Source organism: Exilibacterium tricleocarpae, assembly GCF_007004655.1.
Classification (GTDB): Bacteria; Pseudomonadota; Gammaproteobacteria; order Pseudomonadales; family Cellvibrionaceae; genus Exilibacterium; species Exilibacterium tricleocarpae.
This window is the reverse complement of the sequence record NZ_ML660088.1, coordinates 347,622-367,325: the sequence shown is the minus strand read 5'-3', so window position 1 is coordinate 367,325 and position 19,704 is coordinate 347,622. Positions and strand designations below refer to the sequence as shown.

Sequence of the window (19,704 nt, the reverse complement as noted above, 5' to 3'; positions counted from 1 at the left end):
TATTTCGGCACGACTACATTAGGAGATGCGTTATGCAATATATGCTATTAATCTATACCGACGATACCACTGAGCCGGCCCCGGGCACCGCGGAATTCGGCACCTATATGCAGCGTTACATGGAATTTACCCAGGAGGTTAAAGACAAGGGATTGTTCGTAGCCGGCGATGCCCTGGAGAAGGTAAACACCGCAACCACGGTCCGGGTGCGAAAAAACGAGGTGGACACCACCGACGGGCCCTTTGCCGAAACCAAGGAGGTACTGGGGGGGTATTATCTGCTGGATTGTAAGGACCTGGACCAAGCCATTGAATATGCCGCCAAAATTCCCGCCGCCGAGTTGGGCTCGATCGAGATCAGGCCGGTTATGGTATTTGACTAGGCGCCGGCCACACAGAGGGTTGGCGCCGGCGGCGGGGTGGTTATAGTGGACCCGGCACAAGCCGTTATCGCACAGACCGTAAAGCACGAATGGGGCCGCCTCTACGCGAGTCTGGTGAAGTACCTCAATGACTTCGATCTCGCCGAGGAGGTCCTGCAGGAGGCGCTGGTCGCCGCGCTCGAACACTGGCCCGGGGAGGGGGTGCCGGCATCCCCCCGCGCCTGGCTGCTGCAAACGGCGCGGCGCAAGGCCATCGACCGTATCCGCCGGCGGCGCAACTTTGCCGCCAAAGCTGCCGAGTTGGAGGTGCTGCTGGAACTCGAGCGGCAGGAGGGGGAAATGACTACCGACGATACCTTCCCCGACGAGCGGCTGAAACTGGTGTTTACCTGCTGTCACCCGGCGCTGGGCGAACAGGCGCGGGTGGCACTGACCCTGAGAACCCTGGGCGGATTGACCACCACCGAGATAGCGCGGGCGTTCCTGTTGCCGGAGACCACCCTGGCTCAGCGCCTGGTGCGGGCCAAACGCAAAATCAAAGCCGCCAATATTCCCTACAAGGTACCGGACCCGGATCAGTGGCAGGAACGCCTGAGTTCGGTGCTGGCGGTTATCTACCTGATTTTCAACGAGGGTTATACCGCGACCCAAGGCGGCAGCCTGACCCGGGAGGAACTGTGTGGTGAGGCGATACGACTGGGGCAACTGCTGACCCGGCTGTTACAGGGCGAGCCGGAAGCGGCCGGCCTGCTGGCGCTGATGCTGTTGCACGACTCCCGGCGCGAGGCCCGGGTCGACGGCCACGGCGGCTACCTGACCCTGGAGCAACAGGATCGCGACCGCTGGGATCGGGGGCGGATTCGCGCCGGTATCACCTACCTCGATACGGCGCTGTCTTTACGCCGCCCCGGTCCCTACCAGATTCAGGCTGCCATCAGCGCCGTCCACGCCCGGGCGGCGGCCTTCGCCGACACCGACTGGCACGAGATTACCTTGCTCTACGACAAGCTGTACGAGTTGCAGCCGTCGCCGGTTATCAAACTCAACGCCGCGGTGGCCCATTCGTTTCACCGCGGTGCGGCGGCGGGACTGCGGGCGCTGGAGCAATTGCAGACAGAGCTGCACCGCTACCAGCCCTATCACGCGGCGCGGGCGGATATGTTGAAGCGGGTCGGCGCTACTGAAGCGGCCATCGAGGCCTATAAAAGCGCCATTCAATTGTCCAGCAACCAGGTTGAAAGGGATTACCTCGAGCGGCAGTTGCGCAAAGCCGCCGGTCGTGGGGGGCAGTCTTGATTCCGCTACAACCAGGAATTGCAGTGATACTCTGAGTTTCAACGCCACACTAATTTTATCGACACCTTTAACAGATCAACTACCACGGGGGGAGAACCATGCATTACGCACTATTGATATATCAGGCAGAGGGGCTTTGGGAGGCGTTGTCAGCCGCGGAGCAGGAAGCGCTGCTGGGTAAGCACGGCGCGTTGCAGGAGCACACCAAACAGCAGGGGACTTTCGGCGCAGCAGTCAAGTTGACGCCTTCGGCCACCGCGATCACCGTCAACAAGGAGGGCGGCAAGGTGACGGTCACCGATGGTCCTTTCTCGGAGACCAAAGAAGTGCTGGCCGGCTTTTACGTCTTTCAGTGCGATACCCTGGAGCAGGCGATCGACTATGCCGAGCGCATCCCCCATATCCAGGCCGGCAAAGTTGAAATCCGGCCGATAGCTTTCAGCGATAGCCGGGCGTTGCTTGTGTAAATGGAGTCCTTGGCATAACTGGTAACTTTGAGGCGAAATATTGGTGAAAAAATGCCTGACCGGCGCAAACCGCGTCGTAATTTGCAATTTTTAATGGGGATAGCGGCAGTAGAATATCGGTCTTACGATAACAAGACAGAGGCCAGGCGATGTCAGTCTTCTCCCATCCCGAGTACCGCGACCACCAGCATGTAGCCTTTCACTACGACCGCAGCAGCGGTTTGAAAGCCATTATAGCCATCCACAATACCCAGCTTGGGCCGGCGCTGGGCGGCTGTCGCATGTGGCCTTATGCCAGTGACGAGGAAGCGCTGCGCGATGTGCTGCGCCTGTCGCGGGGTATGACCTATAAATCCGCCATCGCCAACCTCAAGCTCGGCGGTGGCAAAGCGGTGATTATCGGCGATCCGCGCAGCGGGAAAACCGATGCCCTCCTGCACGCCATGGGCGATTTTATCGAGAGCCTGGGCGGGCGCTACATCACGGCAGAGGACTCCGGCACCAAGGTGGCCGATATCGCCAAGATAGCCGAACGCACCGCGCATATCTCCGGACTGGTACAGGGCAGCGAGCACGGCGGCGACCCGTCGCCGACCACCGCTTACGGCGTGTTTGTCGGTTTACAGGCGGCGGTCGAACACCGCTTCGGCAAAAGTGACCTGAGTGGTCTCAAGGTGGCGGTGCAGGGGGTCGGCAATGTCGGTTTCCGGTTGGCGCAACACCTCCGCGACGCCGGCGCCGAACTTTATGTAACGGATATCTTTGCGCAAAATGTCGACAGAGCCGTCACCGAGCTGGGTGCCACGGCGGTGAGCGAGGAGGGGCTGTGGGACCTCGACGTCGATGTGTTTGCGCCCTGCGCCCTGGGGGCGGTAATCAACGATACCACCATCGAACGGCTGCGGGCGCCGATCGTTGCCGGGGCGGCCAATAACCAGCTCGCCAGTGAGGCACATGGCGATATGCTGCGGCAAAAAGAAATACTCTATGCGCCCGACTATGTGATCAACGCCGGCGGCATTATGGACGCCTACTACCAGCGCCACGGCGGTTCCGCAGAGCAGCTAAAGGCGCATGTGGAAACCATCGAACAGACCTTGTTGGAAATTTTTCAGCGCAGCGAACGGGACCAATTACCGACCAGTGTCGTGGCAGATCGGATGGCGGAGGAGCGGTTCCGGTTGCGTTAAACCGGGACCGCCGGTCAACGCGGTTACTGCACCGGCATGCGGTCCCGCGCCGCTTTAGCTGTGGTTATGCCGGCGGCCACTTTGGTCCGCCCGTCCCACCGCACCGACAAGTGCGAATTCAACGCGCAATGACAGGCAATGGGTTAGTCCGACATCCCGGCAATCCCCGAGCTGGCTCGGGGATTGAATTAGTGCGCGCCAAAATTGGTGTTTGTTGTTTGTAGTGTGGATTGAATGGCATTTTAGACCCGTTACCTTCGCGCCACCCGGGCGGCCCGATACCGCGGCAATCTCCAGGCTAGCGGAAGCTGAAGTCCTTCTCCGACAGCAAATCTATACCGCACTGCAGGCTGGCTATCCATTTTAAAAATTCTGCTACCATCGGCTTGCCCACAAACGGTTTTCCGTGTTGCGGCACCAGCATTTCCACGTCCATTTTACTGACCATATTGGCCCACAGACGGCAGGCCCTGTTGCTGCCCATATAGCGCTTGTGAAAGCCCTCCATATAGGGAATATGGGCGGCGAAATCGGTCACCGGCTCGTCGGCGTGGTCGTCTACCATCGACGCCCCCATATCGCCGCAAAACAGAATCTTGCTGACCGGGTCGTAGAAATGGAAATTGCCCACCGAGTGCAGAAAGTGCGCCGGCACCGCCCTGATGGTGGAGGTGCCGAAAGCGATGGACATCCCCTCATCGGGCACCTCGATAATGCGCTCTTCCATATCGCTGGAAAATTTGTTGGTGACGAAACTGGAGGCCAGGTGGGGCAGGAAGCGCCCCCACAGTCGCGAGGTAACCACATGGCAGCGGGTGTGCATCAGCCAGCGCGGCAGCGAGGCGATAATGTCCGGGTCCTGGTGACTCGCAAACACATAGTCGAGGCTGCTGATATCGATGTGTTTGCTGAGTTCGATTGACAGTGCCGTGTAGGTCAGGTCGCCGCCGGGATCGATAACCGCGGCGTGGTCGCCATCGATTAGCAGGAACTGATTGGACTGTATGCCGTGTCCCTCCACCAGGCTGGTAAACACCAGACATTCATGACCATTTTTATTGTAGAGCTCGTGGGCCGAGCTGCCGCCGATTGCCATTGTCGTTATACCGTTTTTATCTTTAAAGGCGTACAGTTTAAAAGAAAAACGGCGGCGGCAGGTTGATGTGCGTCAAGGTCGATCCACAGTGGCTGTGCTGGACTGGCGGGTAATTTAATAAGCCGTTAGTCCGGTGCCAGATGGTCCAGTGGAAACTCCGTTTTGTACCTGACCTGCTTTAGGGAAAAGCTGCTTTTGATATGGTCAATGCCTTCCAGCTGGGTCAGCTTCTGGTCGAGGAACTCCTGGTAGGCGTGCAGGTCCGGCACCACCAGGCGAATCAGGTAATCCACGTCTCCCGCCATCAGGTAACACTCCATGACCTCCGGCCACTTGGCGATCTCGCGCTCAAAGCCCTCGAGCTGCTTCTTGATCTGGTGGTTGAGAGTCACCTGGATAAAGACACTGACCGGCAGTCCCACTTTGCCGGGGTCCAGCAGCGTGACCCGGCGACTGATATAGCCCTGGTCCTCCAGGTTTTTCACCCGCCGCGAGCAGGGTGAAGGCGACAGCGCCACCCGCTCGGCCAGCTCGATATTGGGAGTGCCGGCATCGGCCTGCAGAATCTCCAGGATTTTGCGGTCGATGGCATCCAGCTTGAATTCTGTCATAGGGCTTATCCGGGGTCCGGTCGCTGTGGCCAGGTGGCCGTGGCGTAGTTGTTGTGGTGTAGTTGTCGTGGGGTAGCCGTCTGTGGTGGCGCCTGTGCCGCAAGATTGGCGAATTCGTCTGCGCTTGTAAAGTGTAGTGCCAAGTAACCGTCACAAATTGGTGTAATTTCGTCCTTTTTTCGAAAACACACAATAAATCGCTAATAAATTCTATCATAGAGCAATAAATGCTCGTTTTGGCTGTTTGGGCGCTGCCAGTTTGGTAGGATTTCTTGGTGCCGCTTATGCTAATTTTCCGTAACCGCAGACGAATCCAAACAGGGCCGTGACAAGGGCCGGAGCTGGCGCAGAGGCGACGTGATGAACGCGAATAACGCTATCAATAACAACATCAGTAACGACCTGAATAACAACAAAGTACACAAACCCGGGTTTATCGCCGCGAAGCAGCTACCGATACCGACACTGGAGATTCTCAAAGCCGACGGCACCCTGCACGCGGGGGCGGCGCCACCGGCGCTCGAGCAGGCGTTGGCCCGCAAAATTTACCAGACCATGATCTATATTCGCGTGCTCGATGAACGCATGGTGGCCGCCCAGCGCCAGGGGCGACTGAGCTTTTACCTCACCTGCACCGGCGAAGAGGCGGCAGTTATCGGCGCCGCCGCGGCCTGCGAGCCGGCGGATATGATTATGGGGCAGTACCGGGAGCAGGGTGCCCTGCGCTTTCGCGGCTTTACCACCGAGCAGTTTATGAACCAGATGCTTAGCAACGAAAAAGATCTGGGCAAGGGCCGGCAGATGCCCATTCACTACGGCACCCGCGCACTCAACTACATGACCATCAGCTCACCGCTGGCGACCCAAATCCCCCAGGCGGCCGGCTATGCCTACGGGCAAAAACTCGACGGTGAACAGGCCTGCACCCTCTGCTACTTTGGCGAAGGCGCGGCATCGGAGGGCGACTTTCACGCCGGCCTGAATATGGCCGCGGTGTTAAAGGCGCCGGTGATCTTCGTATGCCGCAATAACGGCTATGCGATTTCCACGCCCACCGAGGAACAGTTCGCCGGCGACGGTATCGCCTCGCGGGGGGTGGGTTACGGCATGCAGAGTATCCGGGTCGACGGCAACGACCTGCTGGCGGTCTACGCGGCGACGGTGGAAGCGAGAAAAATTGTCATAGAAACCAACGAGCCGGTGTTGATCGAAACCATGAGCTACCGGCTCGGGGCCCATTCCACCTCCGACGATCCCAGCGGCTACCGCAGTCGGGAAGAGGAGGACAAGTGGCGCGAGCAGGACCCGATCGAGCGCATGAAAAACTGGCTGATCAAGCAGCAGTGGTGGTCTGAGGAAGAAGACACCCGCAGCCTCGAGGCCTACCGCAAAGAAGTCCTGGACACCTTGAAGCGCCAGGAAAAACTGTCGCCGCCGGCCCTTGAAGAGCTGATTACCGACGTCTACGATCAGGTGCCGGCCCATTTGCAGGCCCAGTACGACAGTCTCGGTGAACACCTGCGCAAGTACCCGGATCACTATCCGGCCAGTCGGGGGGCGTAGACGATGGCGACGATGAATTTGTTACAGGCTGTCAACAACGCGCTGGATATCGCCATGGCCGACAACCGGCGGGTGATCTGCCTGGGCGAGGATGTGGGCAAGTTCGGCGGCGTCTTCCGGGCCACCAGCCACCTGCAGGAAAAGTACGGCCGCGAACGCTGTTTCAATACACCGCTGACCGAACAGGGCATTGCGGGTTTTGCCATTGGCCTGGCCGCCCAGGGTTCAGTGCCGGTGGCGGAAATTCAGTTCGCCGATTATATCTTTCCGGCCTTCGATCAACTCGTCAACGAGGCGGCAAAGTTTCGCTATCGCTCGGGCAACGAATTCAATGTGGCGGGGTTGACCATCCGCACTCCCTACGGCGGCGGTATTGCCGGCGGGCTCTACCATTCCCAGTCGCCGGAGTCCTACTTCTGCCACACCCCCGGTCTCAAAGTGGTGGTGCCCAGCACGCCCTACCAGGCCAAGGGGTTACTGCTGGCGGCCATCAGGGACCCCAACCCGATTCTGTTCTTCGAACCCAAGCGCCTGTACCGGGCAGCGCAGGGCGAGGTGCCGGAGGACGATTACGAATTGCCCCTGGGGCGTGCCGAAGTTGTGCGCGAGGGAGACGATATCACCCTGGTCGCCTGGGGCGCCCAGATGGACTACCTGCGCCAGGCGGCGGAACTGGCCGAGGCCGACGGTATCTCCTGCGAGCTGATCGATTTGCGCACCCTGCTGCCCTGGGACGAAGAAACCCTGGCCGCCTCGGTCAGCAAAACCGGGCGTCTGATTGTCAGCCATGAGGCGCCGCGCACCGGCGGCTTCGCCGGTGAGATATGTGCGGCGATTCAAGAGCGCTGCTTTTTGTCGCTGGAGGCGCCCATCTGCCGGGTCACCGGTCTCGACACCCCGTTTCCGCTGGTACACGAAAAAGAATATCTGCCCGATCAGCTGAAAGTCTATGAAGCCATCAAGGCGACGGTTTCCTACTGAACGAGGCGGTGGTGATGGTTGCTGCAACCGTTGGCGCAGTGAGGAGAGGACATAATGAGTAAAGACTTTATCTTACCCGATATCGGCGAGGGCATCGTCGAATGTGAAATTATCGAGTGGCGGGTGAAAGAGGGCGACCTGATTGAAGAGGATCAACCGGTAGCCGATGTCAGCACCGATAAGGCGGTGGTTGAAATTCCCTCCATGCACAACGGTCGGGTGGTCAAGCTCTATTACGAGCAGGGCGATATCGCCAAGGTGCATTCGCCGCTGTTTGCCATCGATATCGACGAGGGTGGCAACGGCGACAAAGGCGGCAACGGAAGCGGCGGCGAGGGTGCTGCTGCTGTTGCCGAGGCGCCGCAGGCGGCCGCGGTCGCGCAGCCGGCGACGGCGATCGACAAGCCCGCGGCGGCGCACCAGCAGTCGGCTGCCGGTGGGGACAAGGTCCTGACCACACCCGCCGTGCGGCGTATCGCCCGGGAAAACGCCATTACCCTGAGTCTGGTACCCGGCACCGGCAAAAACGGCCGGATTCTAAAAGAAGATGTGTTGAACTATATCGCTGGCGCCGGCACCCCGGCAGCCGCCGGTGCCGGCACGGCGCCGCTCGAGCCGGAGGTGGCAACCCCGGTGACGGATCAGGCACGGGACCGGGTGGAGCCGATTCAGCGCATCAAGGCGGTGATGGCGAAACGCATGGTGGAGTCGGTATCGACGATTCCCCATTTCACCTATGTCGATGAAGTGGATATCACAGAGTTGGTGGCGCTGCGGTTACAATTGAAAGAAAAATACGCCGCCGAGGGCATCAAACTGACGATGATGCCGCTGTTTATGAAAGCGCTGTCCCTGGCGCTGAAGGAATACCCGATCATCAACAGCCAGGTCAATGAAGCGTTTACCGAACTGTATTACAAGGCCAGCCACAATATTGGAATGGCGGTAGATGCTAAAGTTGGCCTGTTGGTACCCAACGTAAAAAATGTACAAAACCTGTCAATATTGGAGATAGCTGCCGAAGTCACGCGGTTGACCGAAGTGGCCAGGGCCGGTAGGGTCAGCCCGGAAGACTTAAAGGGCGGCACCATTACCATCTCCAATGTGGGGGCGATTGGCGGCACTGCGGCCACCCCGCTGATCACGAAACCGGAGGTGGCTATTGTTGCCCTCGGTAAGGTGCAGGAGTTGCCGCGTTTCGATGCCGCCGGGCAAGTGGTGGCCCGCAAGATTATGACTGTTAGCTGGTCCGGCGATCACCGGGTTATCGATGGCGGTACTATTGCGCGTTTTTGCAACCAGTGGAAGGAGTATCTGGAACAGCCGGCATCGATGCTGGTTGCCATGAGCTGAAGACAAGGGCCGGTTTGCGTCCGCCCTCGGGGGACGCCTGCAACTTTGCTACTTAAGTGTGCATCGTCGGGGTGGCACAACGCAGCAAATTTTAGTTGGTTGCTAAGTTGCAGGCGTCCCTCAACACTGCTGTTGAGTTCCGCAGCCGCCGGGGCGACAGGCAAGCTTGCGCCCGATCGGGACCGCGCACCCCCGCCGGGTCGTGGAGTGGCACATAAAAAGTTTAGAACGCTAAACTATCCAGGCGCCTTAAAGTAGGCGCCTAAAGCGAGAGTAGGGGCGCTTTAAACGAAAGCAGACCCCTGAAGCGAGTGCCACTGAGGTCTAGTATGGAAAGTCGGCATCTTCACCATTTCTACATCAATGAAGAGCAGTCCATCTATCTGCTGAGCCACCGCGATGCGCAGAAACTCAAGGACTGGCTCGATCTCTGCGAGGCGCAACTGGCGCGGCTCGGCTACAGCGATATCGAGCTGATCGGCAAGGGCGCCTACGCCTTTGTATTTGCCGCCAATGCCGCCAACGGCTGCGAGTATGTGTTCAAGTTTTCCCGCATAACCCTGCCCAGGCATGTTCAGGAACGCCTGGAGGAAGAGGGTTATATGCTGTCCCAGGTGCCGCATTCCAACATTCCGGCTTTTATTGAATTCCAGTGTGTGCGGGGTCAATCGATCCTGATGATGGAGCGGGTCAGCGGGATCAACCTGGAACAACTGTCCCGCGAGCGGGGCCGCCTGCCGGCGCGGCTGTTGTTGAAGATCGCCGCGCAGCTGGCCGATATTCTGTTGCAGGTGCGGGCCGCTGCGCGGGCTGCCGGGCGCGCGCCGGTAGTGCACGGTGATATCAAACCCTCCAATATCGTATTCAATCCGCAGACCGAACGCATCGGCCTGATCGACTGGGGCGCGGCGGTGTTTGCACAGATAGATGAGCGGGGCCAGCACTACGCCGCCGCCGGTCTCAACACGCTGTCGAACGACCTTTACCAGACCAATGCCAAATTGGGGGATATCTATTTTATCGGTGCCGACCAGTTGCAGGGCGGTTTGTCGACGCCGCGTTTCGACGAGCAGGGGGTGGCGGGCACGCTCTATGCGCTGGCCTCTGCACAATCGAGTCGCTTTGGCAGCAAGGTTATCACCGCCAATTCCCTGAGACTGCCGGTGGAGTTTGCCAAGACGTTGTCCGGCATGCTGGCGGAAGACAAAAAACGGCGCGAGGAGGCCGGTGATTACTTCCTCAAAAATATGCGCTATATGCGCCATATCGTTACCGGGTCTGAGGAACGCAACGACGCCGTGCCGCTGATTCCGGTCTGGCTCAGTGCCGAATACCAGGCGTTGGATACCGTGGTTTACAGCTCGCGCAAATCGTTCTTACGCCGCGAGATGGACGAAAAAGTCTTTGCCGATATCGATGCCACCGAGTTGGACCGCTACTACAAAAACTATCTCAGCGGCATGGGCGATACCGAAAAAGCGTTCATCACGGCGGTCAGTCGCCTGGGGGATTATCCGGTGGTTGGCGGCCTGGCGATTCACTGGGATCACGGCGGTATTTATATCGATTCCAGTTTGAATCTATACGACAAGAGTTTGTTGCCGGCCTTCGTGAGCGCGGTCAACAACATGGTTTACCTGGGCCAGGCGATTTGCAAAACCGGGGTATTCAAAAGCTGTATGTTCGATGCCCGCAAGACGCTGCATGTGGAGCGCGCCCACCAGGACCAAGCGTTTGCGGTGACCGCTGAGATGCGGATTCCGTTTGAGATCAGCGAAGCACCGGTGCTCGAGGACGAGAGCCGCCTGCACTCGTATTTTGAAGACGGTGACGATCCCGACGAAATGCTGGAACTGCCGAACGTCATCCGCGATACCCTGGCCACCATGAACGCCATTCACCACACCGGCTGTATTATTTTCGAGAGCCTGGAGTACGACCTGAAGATACACAACTACCTGAAACTGCTGGACCCGGCGCGCCGGGACGAATTTCAGGGCTGTCTCGACGCCATACTCGAAAACCTGCACCTGATTCGCGGCCTTGGGGTATCGGGCTTTATGAAGCTGCCCTACAAAGACACCAAGTTTTTCCCCCATATGGATAGACAGCCGGATAGGTTTTCATTGCGCGACCCCAAGCGGGCCGGTCATCGCGAAGTGAAGCGAACGCCTCCAGGTGCCAATACCGGTTGAGGGTGCGGCGGGTGGCCGGAGTGTAAGGCTCTCTAATTCCCACAATGGTTTGTTTTAGAGCACTATTCTGTTTGAGAGCGGGGCGCTCGAGGTTGGGTCGGGCTTTCCCAGACCCGGACTAGGCGCCCCCCCTCAACCCCCGCCAGCGGGCCCAGCCCGAAATCATAGATTTCGGGCGTTCCACGGGGCGAAGCAGTGCTTCGCTGTTTCCCGCTCCACCCCTGGGGGCTCGAGCGCAGCATCCCTGCCGCACACGGTCTGGGAAAGCCCGACCCAACCCCGATCTTCATATTGGCCATTGTACTGCTTGATCAGCCAGAGTCGCATCGCCGGTTCTTGAAACAACCTCTTCGATTTAATAGACTTTGCCGGCTCGGTTTTATCAAGGAGGATAAATCATGCCGCGTTTTATTGTTTCCCTGCTGTCCGTCGTTTTTCTCTCCCTTATCGGTTCTTTTCTCTACCTGGCCACAAGCCAGGCCAAAACGCCTGCCCCCGGGTTGCTGCTCGCCAATGTTTATGAACGCGGCATCGCGCTCGAGGATTACTGGGTCAGCGAAAAACTCGACGGCGTGCGGGCCTACTGGGATGGTCGCCAACTGCTGTCCAGGCGGGGCAACGTCTTTGCGGCGCCGGCCTGGTTTACCGATGGGTTCCCGGCCACGCCGCTGGACGGTGAGTTGTGGATGGGGCGCGACACCTTTGCGGAGCTGTCCGGCGCCGTGCGGCGCCAGATTCCCGATGACCGCCAGTGGCGCCGAATCCGGTATATGGTCTTCGACCTGCCCGCGGCCGCCGGCACTTTCGACCGGCGCCTGCTGCGCTTGAAGCGACTGCTCGAGGGTTTGGAGTCACCTTATATCGACGCCGTGGCGCAGCGCCGGGTTGCCGATCACGCTGAGCTTATGATCCTGCTTGAGCGGGTTGTGGACGGCGGCGGGGAAGGGTTGATGTTGCATCGGGGTGACTCCCTGTATGCTGGCGGTCGCTCGGATGATCTGTTGAAGCTGAAACGCCACACCGACGCCGAGGCGACAGTTATTGCCCATACGCCCGGCCGCGGTAAATATGCCGGTATGCTGGGAGCCCTGGTGGTGGAGACGCCGGCGGGTGTGCGGTTTGCCGTGGGCAGCGGGTTTTCCGATGCCGAGCGCCGCCGGCCGCCGCCGGTGGGCAGTGTGATTACCTACAAATTCTACGGCACCAGCAAAAACGGAGTGCCTCGGTTTGCGAGCTTTCTGCGTGTCAGGCGGGACTAGAAAGCGTTAATCGGTCATGAAAAGTAATAGCACTTGCCTCAGGCGGCTACTTTCTCCTCGGGGTACCTCCTTCTGGTGGTGGTGCTTAAGCGAGAGCGTGCCGATAAACCGGTCTGCCTCTAGGCGGAGCTTTCAGAAACACGTCGTGAACCCATCCCTGGGGACTTCCCGACAGCATCCCTGCTGTCGAGAGTTTCTGAAAGCTCCGCCTAGAGGCAGACCTCCCTTCGGTATTCTTAATCAATATAGACAGTACTGCGGTGGTAGGTCCTAACCCGGTGTAGGGGTTCGAGACTCTCGACAGCAGGGATGCTGTCGGGACCAAAAGTAGGCGCTTTAGGCGAGTTTACAGGGATGTACTTGCAACGTGTCTCGAACCCCTACACCGGGTTAAGACCGAATCGATTGGCACTGCCCCTACTAAGTACCACCACCAGAAGGAGGTACCCCGAGGAGAAAGTAGCCGCCTGAGCCTAGTGCCAATCGTCACCGGCAGTTACAGCCGCCAGAGCCCCGGAAAATCCCCAGGCGCACCATTCATTCGCAGTGGATGTCGTCACCGCGGCAAATATTAGCCTCAGCTAGGGGTTAAAAGTATGGCCTAAGGCAAACTTGCGCGTCATAATAGCGGTGTTCTGTGCCGTCAGTCGGTTTGTGAACCAATGCCGCTCTTGGCGTTTCGGCCATCGCTGCCGGGCAGCGGCCGGGTTAAACTGCAGTCGCCATTGTCGTCGGGACCAAACAAGTGTTTAACAATATCATTGGGCAGGAGAGTGTCATGGGCCTGGTAAATCGATCCATCTTATCCCGAATTGTCATCATCGTTGCCGCCTTGCTGCTGGCTGCGGCCGCAACTGCACAGATCGAGGGGCCGCCGCCCTCGGCGCCCGCCATCAGCAACGGCAATTACACCGTGAGCTGGAATCTGTACTATCTGCAGGAGAGCACCGACGGGATCAACTGGCAGGTGATCAGCAGCTTTGCCAATGCGCCGGCGTTTATGGAATTCTCAAAACCCCCCGGCACCTATTACTACCGCACCTCCTACGTGGTGGGCTTTCCGGTTTATATGTCGGTGATCAGCGAGCCGGTGCGGGTGCAGGTTACCGAAGCGGGTATCGGCGAGGCCTCCGGGGTACTGACGTTTTAGTCCCTCTAAGGTCGCGGGACCGCCCGCACCGGGGTCAACTGCACCGGCTGTTGGGACTCGTGGTTGTCGATATGGCGGGCGAAATAGTCCAGGAACACGGTTATCTTGGGTGCCAGTTGATAGCGGCTGGAGTAGAGTCCGTAGGCTTTCAGCGGTTCAATCGGGCACTCCTTTAAGACCTGCACCAGGGTGCCGTTTTGCAGTTCCCGGCGACACTGGGCCTCGGTCATCATCGCGATACCCAGCCCCGCTACCGCCATCTGCTTGACCGTGGTGGAGGAGTTGGCGCAAACCTTGGCCCGGAAACTGACCAGGCTCTTCTGATTGCCCGTCCCGAGCGGCCAGATGGGGGCGCTGCTGTGACTGCCCAGCAGAATGCCCTGGTGTTGACTCAGTTCCTGCGGCGCATGGGGGCGGCCCCGGGTGCGCAGGTAGGCCGGGCTCGCCACCAGGATCATAGCCCGCTCGAACAGCAGCCGCGCCACCAGATCGGAACTGGTCAGGGGGCCGAACATCACCGCGATATCGTAGCCGCTGCGAATCAAATCGACATTGCCGTCACTGAACTGAATATCCAGATCGACCTTGGGATGTTTTTTCAAAAAACCGGCGCACAGAGTGGCGATAACGTCCTGGTTGAGCGAGATGGGCACGGCGACTTTTAACGCGCCGGATACCTGTTGCCGCGAATTTTCAATCGTTGCCTGAACCGATTCCATTTCGTGCAGAATGGTGACGCAGTTCTCGTAAACCCGGGAACCAAGTTCCGTCAAGCTGAGGCTGCGTGAGTTGCGCTGCAACAAACGCACACCCAGCTGTTCCTCTATCTGGGAGATTTTGCGGCTGATCGTGGATTTGGGGATCCCCAGCTCCCGCGCCGCCTGGGTGTAGCTCTGTGCCTCCACCACCTTGGCGAACATGATCATCGCGTTCAGGTCTATCACTGGTGTCTGTACCTCCATCATATCCGGTCATTTGCTCGGTTGCGCTGAGCGTTGCACAAATGAAACGGAGCGTTCGAGCCGCGAGGGTACCCTTGTTGCGGGGAATCGCGATAATGTCCCACCCTGGAAGAAATCCAACCAGAACAAACCGATGACAATAAACCAACCCCCGGGTGAGTGAATTATGACAGCAAAACCGAATTTGGGAAGCACCGCCGACGTCGATCCACTGTTTTTACAGGCCGAGCAACTGGCGGCGGATTTTTCGGTGTTTTCCGGTGAAAAGCATTCGGGAAAAAGGTTTTCTACACAAAAGGTCCTCTCCGTCGCCGAACAGCTACAGGGCCTGATGGACGATAGTGCCATTGCGGCACGGCTCAAAACCATTCGAAAACTGGACGTAGACGCGTATATTGAACAGACTGTACTGCCCGCCCAGCACACCCGGCGACCGGGTGCCAAAGCCATAGTGGCGACGCTGAATGGGCGCATACTTAACAGTGAAGAAAAAGGACCTTTTTTCAGCGCTGAACTCGAACTGGCGTTTCCCGCGGGGCCGCGCCGGATCGGCATCATCGCCCAGGAGCGCAGTGCCGCCAACGGCACCTGGATGCCGGAGCATCACGAGCTGGCTTGTCTGGCCCTGGACCGGTTTACCGAGTTGTCGTTGCCGATCGTCTACCTGATCGATACCCCCGGCGCCGACGCCGGGGAAGAGGCCAACAGCACCAACCAGGCCCACAGTATTTCCAAAATGATTGCCGAAAGTGCCAACGTCGATGTGCCGACGGTGGGGATTGTTATCGGGGTGGGCTATTCGGGCGGGGCAATACCGCTCGCCACCGCCAATATACTGCTTTCAGTAAGGGACGGTATTTTCAATACCATTCAACCCCACGGCCTGCAGAGCATTGCCCGCAAGTTCAACCTGTCGTGGCAGGAGTGCGCCAAGGGGGTTGGCGTCTCCCCCGAAGAATTGTGTGCCCAGGGTTGCCTGGACGGTATTATCGACTATTCGCCCATGGACAGTGAAGGCAGCCAACTCAACCTGCAAAAAGCCATAGTGTCGAGTATCGAGGCGGTGGAGAGGGCCGCGGTCGATTTTGTCAAACAGACGCCGGATTTGATGGAACACTACCAGCGCAGCCTGGCCCGCTATATCGAGCCCACCGACTACCAGCGGGCGCTGCAGAACCACTCGGCCATGAACTTGTCCAGCACACCCACCGCGCACCCGAATATCTTCGGTTTGTGTTACCGCTACATGCGGTATCTGACGTTGCGCGGTCGGATTCACTCGGTGGCGGTCGGGGAAATCGGGCGGCTCTCCAAACTGACACAACCGCAGGGAGACTTGCAGGAGCGGCTGCGGCACGAGCAGTCCAAAGCGTTTGACAACTGGCTCGACAATCCCGACAAACTGGTTTACGAGGAACGCCTGGCAAAAGCCTGGAAGCACTTTCTGGCCAAGCGCGAGGAGGTTGACACGGAGCGCAATTCGCTGACCCGCTTTATTCTGGGCGAGCCCAAAGAGAACTACGATAAGGCGGTCCATTCGCTGCTGTTCGAGTTGAGTTTTTCACTCTACAACCGCTGGAAGAACACCGCCGTGCATAATTTTGACGCCTTGATCCGGCTGTTGAAAGACGAAAAAAAGTGTCCGGTCACCACGACCTGGCCCGCCACCAGTCAAGTGACGGTGATCGATGTGGTGCAGCATCAAGAGCTGCGCGAGCCGTTTATTACCCAGTGTCGCAATGTCCTTATCTTCGATGCGCTCTACGACAATGTTATCGCCAACCTGGCCTCCATCGCCAAAGAGGCGATGGATCACAAAGCCCTGTCGCGGGAATCGGTCGCCGCGCTGCTCGACAGCTCCCTCGGGTCGGTGATGAAGAAGTTTGGCGACGGTAAGGCCGGCGGGCTGCCGGCCACGGATCTACAGGGTGAGCAGGACCCGCAGGGGGAACGGGACCGGCAAAGTGAACAGGACCAACAGGGCGAGCAAACCGATGCCGGTTTTGAGCCCTGGTTGCGCTATTTTCTCGCCCAGGGACATCGGGGCGTGCTGCTGGTCAAGGTTGAACAGTGGAAGAGCATCGGCTTTCCACAGATGAATGACAGTTTGTTTGTCATACTGACTTACTATTTCGAGCGCCTGCTGCCGGCCTATTTCGAGAGCGAGGATTCCGGCAGTTTCAAAGGTGCGATCAACCCGTTTCGCATCGGCCGGCGCAAAGACTTCTGGAATCGCCTGACCATGGGTTACCGCGACCTGTTGATTCAGCGACTGCTGGCCGGTGAAAAGAAGAGTAACCGCACCGGCCCCGATGCCATGATCGCCGCACTGTGCACTGAGTTTAACGAGTTGGATGCCGATAAGACCAGCGCCAACCCGGTGGAATTTCCGGGCTTTCGCCAGTCCATCGAGCAGGCGCTCGAACAGGGAATCCGTGCCTGCGGGCTGGTGACCGGCATCGGTGCCATCGATCTCAGTGACGCCGGTGTTGAAAACCCGGCGGAAAACGCCGGCGTCAGGCGTGTGGCCCTGGCGGTGTCGAATATGAATTTTCAGGCCGGTGCCTTCGATATGGCCAGTGCGGAAAAGTTTTGCCGCTTACTGGTGGAGGCCGCCAAGCAGCGCCTGCCGGTGGTCTGCTTTATCAGCTCCGGCGGCATGCAGACCAAAGAGGGGGCGGCCGCACTGTTTTCCATGGCGGTGGTCAATGACCGCCTGACCCGTTTTGTGCGCGATAACGAACTGCCGGTGGTGGTCTTCGGTTTCGGCGATTGCACCGGCGGTGCCCAGGCCAGTTTTGTCACCCATCCGCTGGTGCAGACCTACTATTTTTCCGGCACCAATATGCCGTTTGCCGGTCAGATGGTGGTGCCGTCCTACCTGCCTTCGACGTCCACGTTATCCAATTACCTGTCGGTAGTGGCCGGCTCCATGGACGGCCTGGTCAAGCATCCGTTTGCGCCGGAACTGGACGTCAAACTGCGCGATATCGACGCCCGCATCCCCCTGCCGGATACCACGGTGCAGCAGGTCATCGCCCAGGCGCTGTCCAGTGTCGTGCCGAGCTATCCGGCGGAGACCACTACCCGGCACACCGATCCCAAGTCGCTGATGCGGCCGATACAAAAGGTCCTGGTCCACGCCCGCGGTTGTACCGCGGTCAAACTTATCCGCAAGGCGCATGAAAGCGGTATCAATGTCGTGCTGGTGGCATCGGACCCGGATATGAAAGCGGTGCCGGCGTTGATGTTGCGGTCCAGTGACAAGCTGGTATGCCTGGGCGGCAACTCGTCTGACGAAAGTTATTTGAATGCCCAGTCGGTGTTGAAGATTGCCGAGTATGAAAACGTCGGCGCGCTGCATCCGGGCATCGGCTTTTTGTCGGAGACACCGCAGTTTGCCAGCCTCTGTGTCAATAACGGGATTAACTTTATCGGCCCCAGTGCGCACAGCATGATGACCATGGGCAACAAATCCAATGCGATCCAGACCGTCCAGGAATGCCGGGTGCCGGTGGTGCCGGGCAGTCACGGTATTCTCGCCAGCGTCGACCAGGCGGTTGATATCGCCGAGGAGATCGGCTATCCGGTGCTGCTCAAAGCGGTGCACGGCGGTGGTGGCAAGGGCATCCAGGTGGTGGGCTCGCGCGAGGAGATGTTTCACTACTACACCCAGATCAGCACCGAGGCGCGCTCGGCATTCGGCAACGGTGACTTGTACCTCGAGAAGTTCGTAACATCGATGCGCCATATCGAAGTGCAGTTGCTGCGCGACAGCCTGGGCAACAGCCGGGTGTTGGGACTGCGCGACTGCTCCGTGCAGCGCAACAATCAAAAAGTGGTGGAGGAATCGGGCTCGACCTTGCTGCCAAAAGAGCTGCAGCAAAAAGTCTTCGACTACACCCTCGCGATTGCCGATGCGGTGGATTACACGGGGGCGGGCACGGTGGAGTTTATCTACGACCTGGACGCCAACGCCGTCTACTTTATGGAAATGAATACCCGCCTGCAGGTTGAGCACCCGGTAACCGAGGCGACATCGGGTGTGGATATCGTCAAAACCCAGTTTGAAATAGCCGCCGGCGCCAGCATCGAGCAACTGCAACCGCGGGAACAGGGGTACGCCATAGAGGTGCGGGTCACGGCGGAAAAAATCGTGCTCGACAGCGACGGTGTTATGCAGTTGGCGCCCAACCCGGGGTTGATTACGCATTGCGAGATGCCCGAGCGCGAGGACGTGGAGGTGATTTCCATCGCCGCCTCCGATATCGAGGTGTCGCCGTTTTACGACAGCCTGATCGCGCAGATTATCTGCCGCGGCAGCAGTCGCGACGATGTTATCGAGAAACTCTACCGCTACCTGGATTCGGTGGTGATAGAGGGCATTGCCACCAATATTCCACTGCTCAAACGCATTTTAAAAGACGAGACCTTCAATAAAGGCAACTACGATACCAACTATCTGCCGGCCTTTATGGCGACGCTGGATGCCGGCGCCTTGATTGCCGAGACCGAAGCGGCCGCCAGCAGTGCCAGTCAGGGCTTGAGCAAGGAGGCGATTCGGGTCGACGACAGTCACGAATTGAAAGTCTTTGCCGACAGTGCCGGCATATTTTATACCGCCTCGTCGCCGGCCGACCCGGATTTCGTCAAGCCCGGCGATATCGTCACCTCCACCCAGACCCTGGCGGTGATGGAAGCGATGAAAATGTTTCGCCAGGTCAACCTCAGCGACTTCAATCGCGCGGATGTGGAGTTATATCCCGCTGATAAGCGTTATCGGATCGAGCGGGTTAACAATACCAACGGCCAACAGGTATCCAGTGGTGATTTGTTGTTTATTGTGAGTATTGTGGAGGACTGATCTATAGCCTCCACGCTTGCCGCACGTCGGTAAACCCGGTGGCTGCAAAAGTGCCAATTCCGTTTCTCGACTGGCTGACGTGAAGGCTGGGGAAAGCCGTGAGGGCGGTTCCTGTTACGAGAGAGGTTTCAGATTCATTGCCCTGCGTCGCTCTGGCACTATCGGGGGAAACTGCTGACGGCACTTACGTAGGCGAAGGCGTGCTAAATGGCCGGTCTATCTCTGGATGGGGCTTTCAGAAACACGCCGTGAACCCGTCCATGGGGGCTCGCCTAAAGCGCCTACTTTCGCTTAAGGCGCCTACTCTTGGTGGTCCCGACAGCATCCCTGCTGT

14 protein-coding genes are annotated in these 19,704 nt (G+C 58.7%); 11 read left to right on the top strand and 3 right to left on the bottom strand.

The window, feature by feature from the left end:
* Positions 1–32: 32 nt before the first annotated feature.
* The 4 genes from FKG94_RS04145 (at position 33) to FKG94_RS04130 (ending at position 3,336) form a co-directional block, all read left to right on the top strand.
* Positions 33–383 (top strand): YciI family protein, encoded by a 351-nt coding sequence (locus FKG94_RS04145; protein ID WP_142902925.1) that lies wholly within the window; start codon positions 33–35, stop codon positions 381–383.
* A 45-nt stretch (positions 384–428) separates the two neighbouring features.
* Complete coding sequence (locus FKG94_RS04140) at positions 429–1,679, top strand: RNA polymerase sigma factor (protein ID WP_142902924.1); 1,251 nt, start codon at positions 429–431, stop codon at positions 1,677–1,679.
* 98 nt (positions 1,680–1,777) lie between these two features.
* On the top strand, positions 1,778–2,146 hold the full coding sequence (locus FKG94_RS04135) for a YciI family protein (protein WP_142902923.1): 369 nt from the start codon (positions 1,778–1,780) through the stop codon (positions 2,144–2,146).
* Between the two features lie 149 nt (positions 2,147–2,295).
* Positions 2,296–3,336 (top strand): Glu/Leu/Phe/Val dehydrogenase dimerization domain-containing protein, encoded by a 1,041-nt coding sequence (locus FKG94_RS04130; protein WP_142902922.1) that lies wholly within the window; start codon positions 2,296–2,298, stop codon positions 3,334–3,336.
* A gap of 298 nt (positions 3,337–3,634) precedes the next feature.
* On the opposite strand, the gene FKG94_RS04125 is transcribed toward FKG94_RS04130, so the two are convergent.
* Both FKG94_RS04125 and FKG94_RS04120 read right to left on the bottom strand, forming a co-directional pair.
* Entirely contained in the window at positions 3,635–4,432 is a 798-nt protein-coding gene (locus FKG94_RS04125; protein ID WP_142902921.1) for an oxygen-binding di-iron domain-containing protein, read from the bottom strand.
* 125 nt (positions 4,433–4,557) lie between these two features.
* Positions 4,558–5,043, bottom strand: coding sequence for an Lrp/AsnC family transcriptional regulator (locus FKG94_RS04120; protein ID WP_142902920.1), 486 nt, complete (start codon positions 5,041–5,043; stop codon positions 4,558–4,560).
* A 360-nt stretch (positions 5,044–5,403) separates the two neighbouring features.
* Here FKG94_RS04120 and FKG94_RS04115 point away from each other — a divergent pair, with 360 nt between their 5' ends.
* The 6 genes from FKG94_RS04115 to FKG94_RS04090 all read left to right on the top strand — a co-directional run bounded on the left by FKG94_RS04115 (position 5,404) and on the right by FKG94_RS04090 (position 13,544).
* On the top strand, positions 5,404–6,606 hold the full coding sequence (locus FKG94_RS04115) for a thiamine pyrophosphate-dependent dehydrogenase E1 component subunit alpha (RefSeq protein WP_142902919.1): 1,203 nt from the start codon (positions 5,404–5,406) through the stop codon (positions 6,604–6,606).
* 3 nt (positions 6,607–6,609) lie between these two features.
* Positions 6,610–7,587 carry an alpha-ketoacid dehydrogenase subunit beta gene (locus FKG94_RS04110; protein WP_142902918.1) on the top strand — a complete coding sequence of 326 codons (978 nt, stop codon included), beginning with the start codon at positions 6,610–6,612 and terminating at the stop codon, positions 7,585–7,587.
* A gap of 54 nt (positions 7,588–7,641) precedes the next feature.
* Positions 7,642–8,940 carry a 2-oxo acid dehydrogenase subunit E2 gene (locus FKG94_RS04105; RefSeq protein ID WP_142902917.1) on the top strand — a complete coding sequence of 433 codons (1,299 nt, stop codon included), beginning with the start codon at positions 7,642–7,644 and terminating at the stop codon, positions 8,938–8,940.
* 329 nt (positions 8,941–9,269) lie between these two features.
* Positions 9,270–11,135 (top strand): protein kinase domain-containing protein, encoded by a 1,866-nt coding sequence (locus FKG94_RS04100; RefSeq protein ID WP_142902916.1) that lies wholly within the window; start codon positions 9,270–9,272, stop codon positions 11,133–11,135.
* Positions 11,136–11,533: 398 nt separating this feature from the next.
* Positions 11,534–12,394: a DNA ligase gene (locus tag FKG94_RS04095; RefSeq protein ID WP_142902915.1), complete on the top strand. Its 861-nt coding sequence runs from the start codon at positions 11,534–11,536 to the stop codon at positions 12,392–12,394.
* Positions 12,395–13,172: 778 nt separating this feature from the next.
* The gene (locus FKG94_RS04090) at positions 13,173–13,544 is read left to right on the top strand and encodes a hypothetical protein (RefSeq protein WP_142902914.1); all 372 of its coding nucleotides are present in this window, start codon (positions 13,173–13,175) and stop codon (positions 13,542–13,544) included.
* A 5-nt stretch (positions 13,545–13,549) separates the two neighbouring features.
* Here the strand turns inward: FKG94_RS04090 and FKG94_RS04085 are convergent, their stop codons facing one another.
* A complete protein-coding gene (locus FKG94_RS04085) occupies positions 13,550–14,509 on the bottom strand; it encodes a LysR family transcriptional regulator (RefSeq protein ID WP_246124919.1) in 960 nt (319 codons plus the stop codon).
* A 163-nt stretch (positions 14,510–14,672) separates the two neighbouring features.
* Between FKG94_RS04085 and FKG94_RS04080 the strand changes: the two genes are divergently transcribed.
* Positions 14,673–19,370: an ATP-binding protein gene (locus FKG94_RS04080; protein WP_142902913.1), complete on the top strand. Its 4,698-nt coding sequence runs from the start codon at positions 14,673–14,675 to the stop codon at positions 19,368–19,370.
* Positions 19,371–19,704 lie beyond the last annotated feature (334 nt).

Bases quoted from the DNA above. Each gene is read 5' to 3' on its own strand.
- FKG94_RS04145 (WP_142902925.1), top strand. From the start codon at position 33: ATGCAATATATGCTATTAATCTATACCGACGATACCACTGAGCCGGCC.
- FKG94_RS04090 (WP_142902914.1), top strand. From the start codon at position 13,173: ATGGGCCTGGTAAATCGATCCATCTTATCCCGAATTGTCATCATCGTT.
- FKG94_RS04125 (WP_142902921.1), bottom strand. From the start codon at position 4,432: ATGGCAATCGGCGGCAGCTCGGCCCACGAGCTCTACAATAAAAATGGT.
- FKG94_RS04080 (WP_142902913.1), top strand. From the start codon at position 14,673: ATGACAGCAAAACCGAATTTGGGAAGCACCGCCGACGTCGATCCACTG.
- FKG94_RS04095 (WP_142902915.1), top strand. From the start codon at position 11,534: ATGCCGCGTTTTATTGTTTCCCTGCTGTCCGTCGTTTTTCTCTCCCTT.
- FKG94_RS04120 (WP_142902920.1), bottom strand. From the start codon at position 5,043: ATGACAGAATTCAAGCTGGATGCCATCGACCGCAAAATCCTGGAGATT.
- FKG94_RS04135 (WP_142902923.1), top strand. From the start codon at position 1,778: ATGCATTACGCACTATTGATATATCAGGCAGAGGGGCTTTGGGAGGCG.
- FKG94_RS04105 (WP_142902917.1), top strand. From the start codon at position 7,642: ATGAGTAAAGACTTTATCTTACCCGATATCGGCGAGGGCATCGTCGAA.
- FKG94_RS04085 (WP_246124919.1), bottom strand. From the start codon at position 14,509: ATGATGGAGGTACAGACACCAGTGATAGACCTGAACGCGATGATCATG.
- FKG94_RS04115 (WP_142902919.1), top strand. From the start codon at position 5,404: ATGAACGCGAATAACGCTATCAATAACAACATCAGTAACGACCTGAAT.
- FKG94_RS04130 (WP_142902922.1), top strand. From the start codon at position 2,296: ATGTCAGTCTTCTCCCATCCCGAGTACCGCGACCACCAGCATGTAGCC.
- FKG94_RS04110 (WP_142902918.1), top strand. From the start codon at position 6,610: ATGGCGACGATGAATTTGTTACAGGCTGTCAACAACGCGCTGGATATC.
- FKG94_RS04100 (WP_142902916.1), top strand. From the start codon at position 9,270: ATGGAAAGTCGGCATCTTCACCATTTCTACATCAATGAAGAGCAGTCC.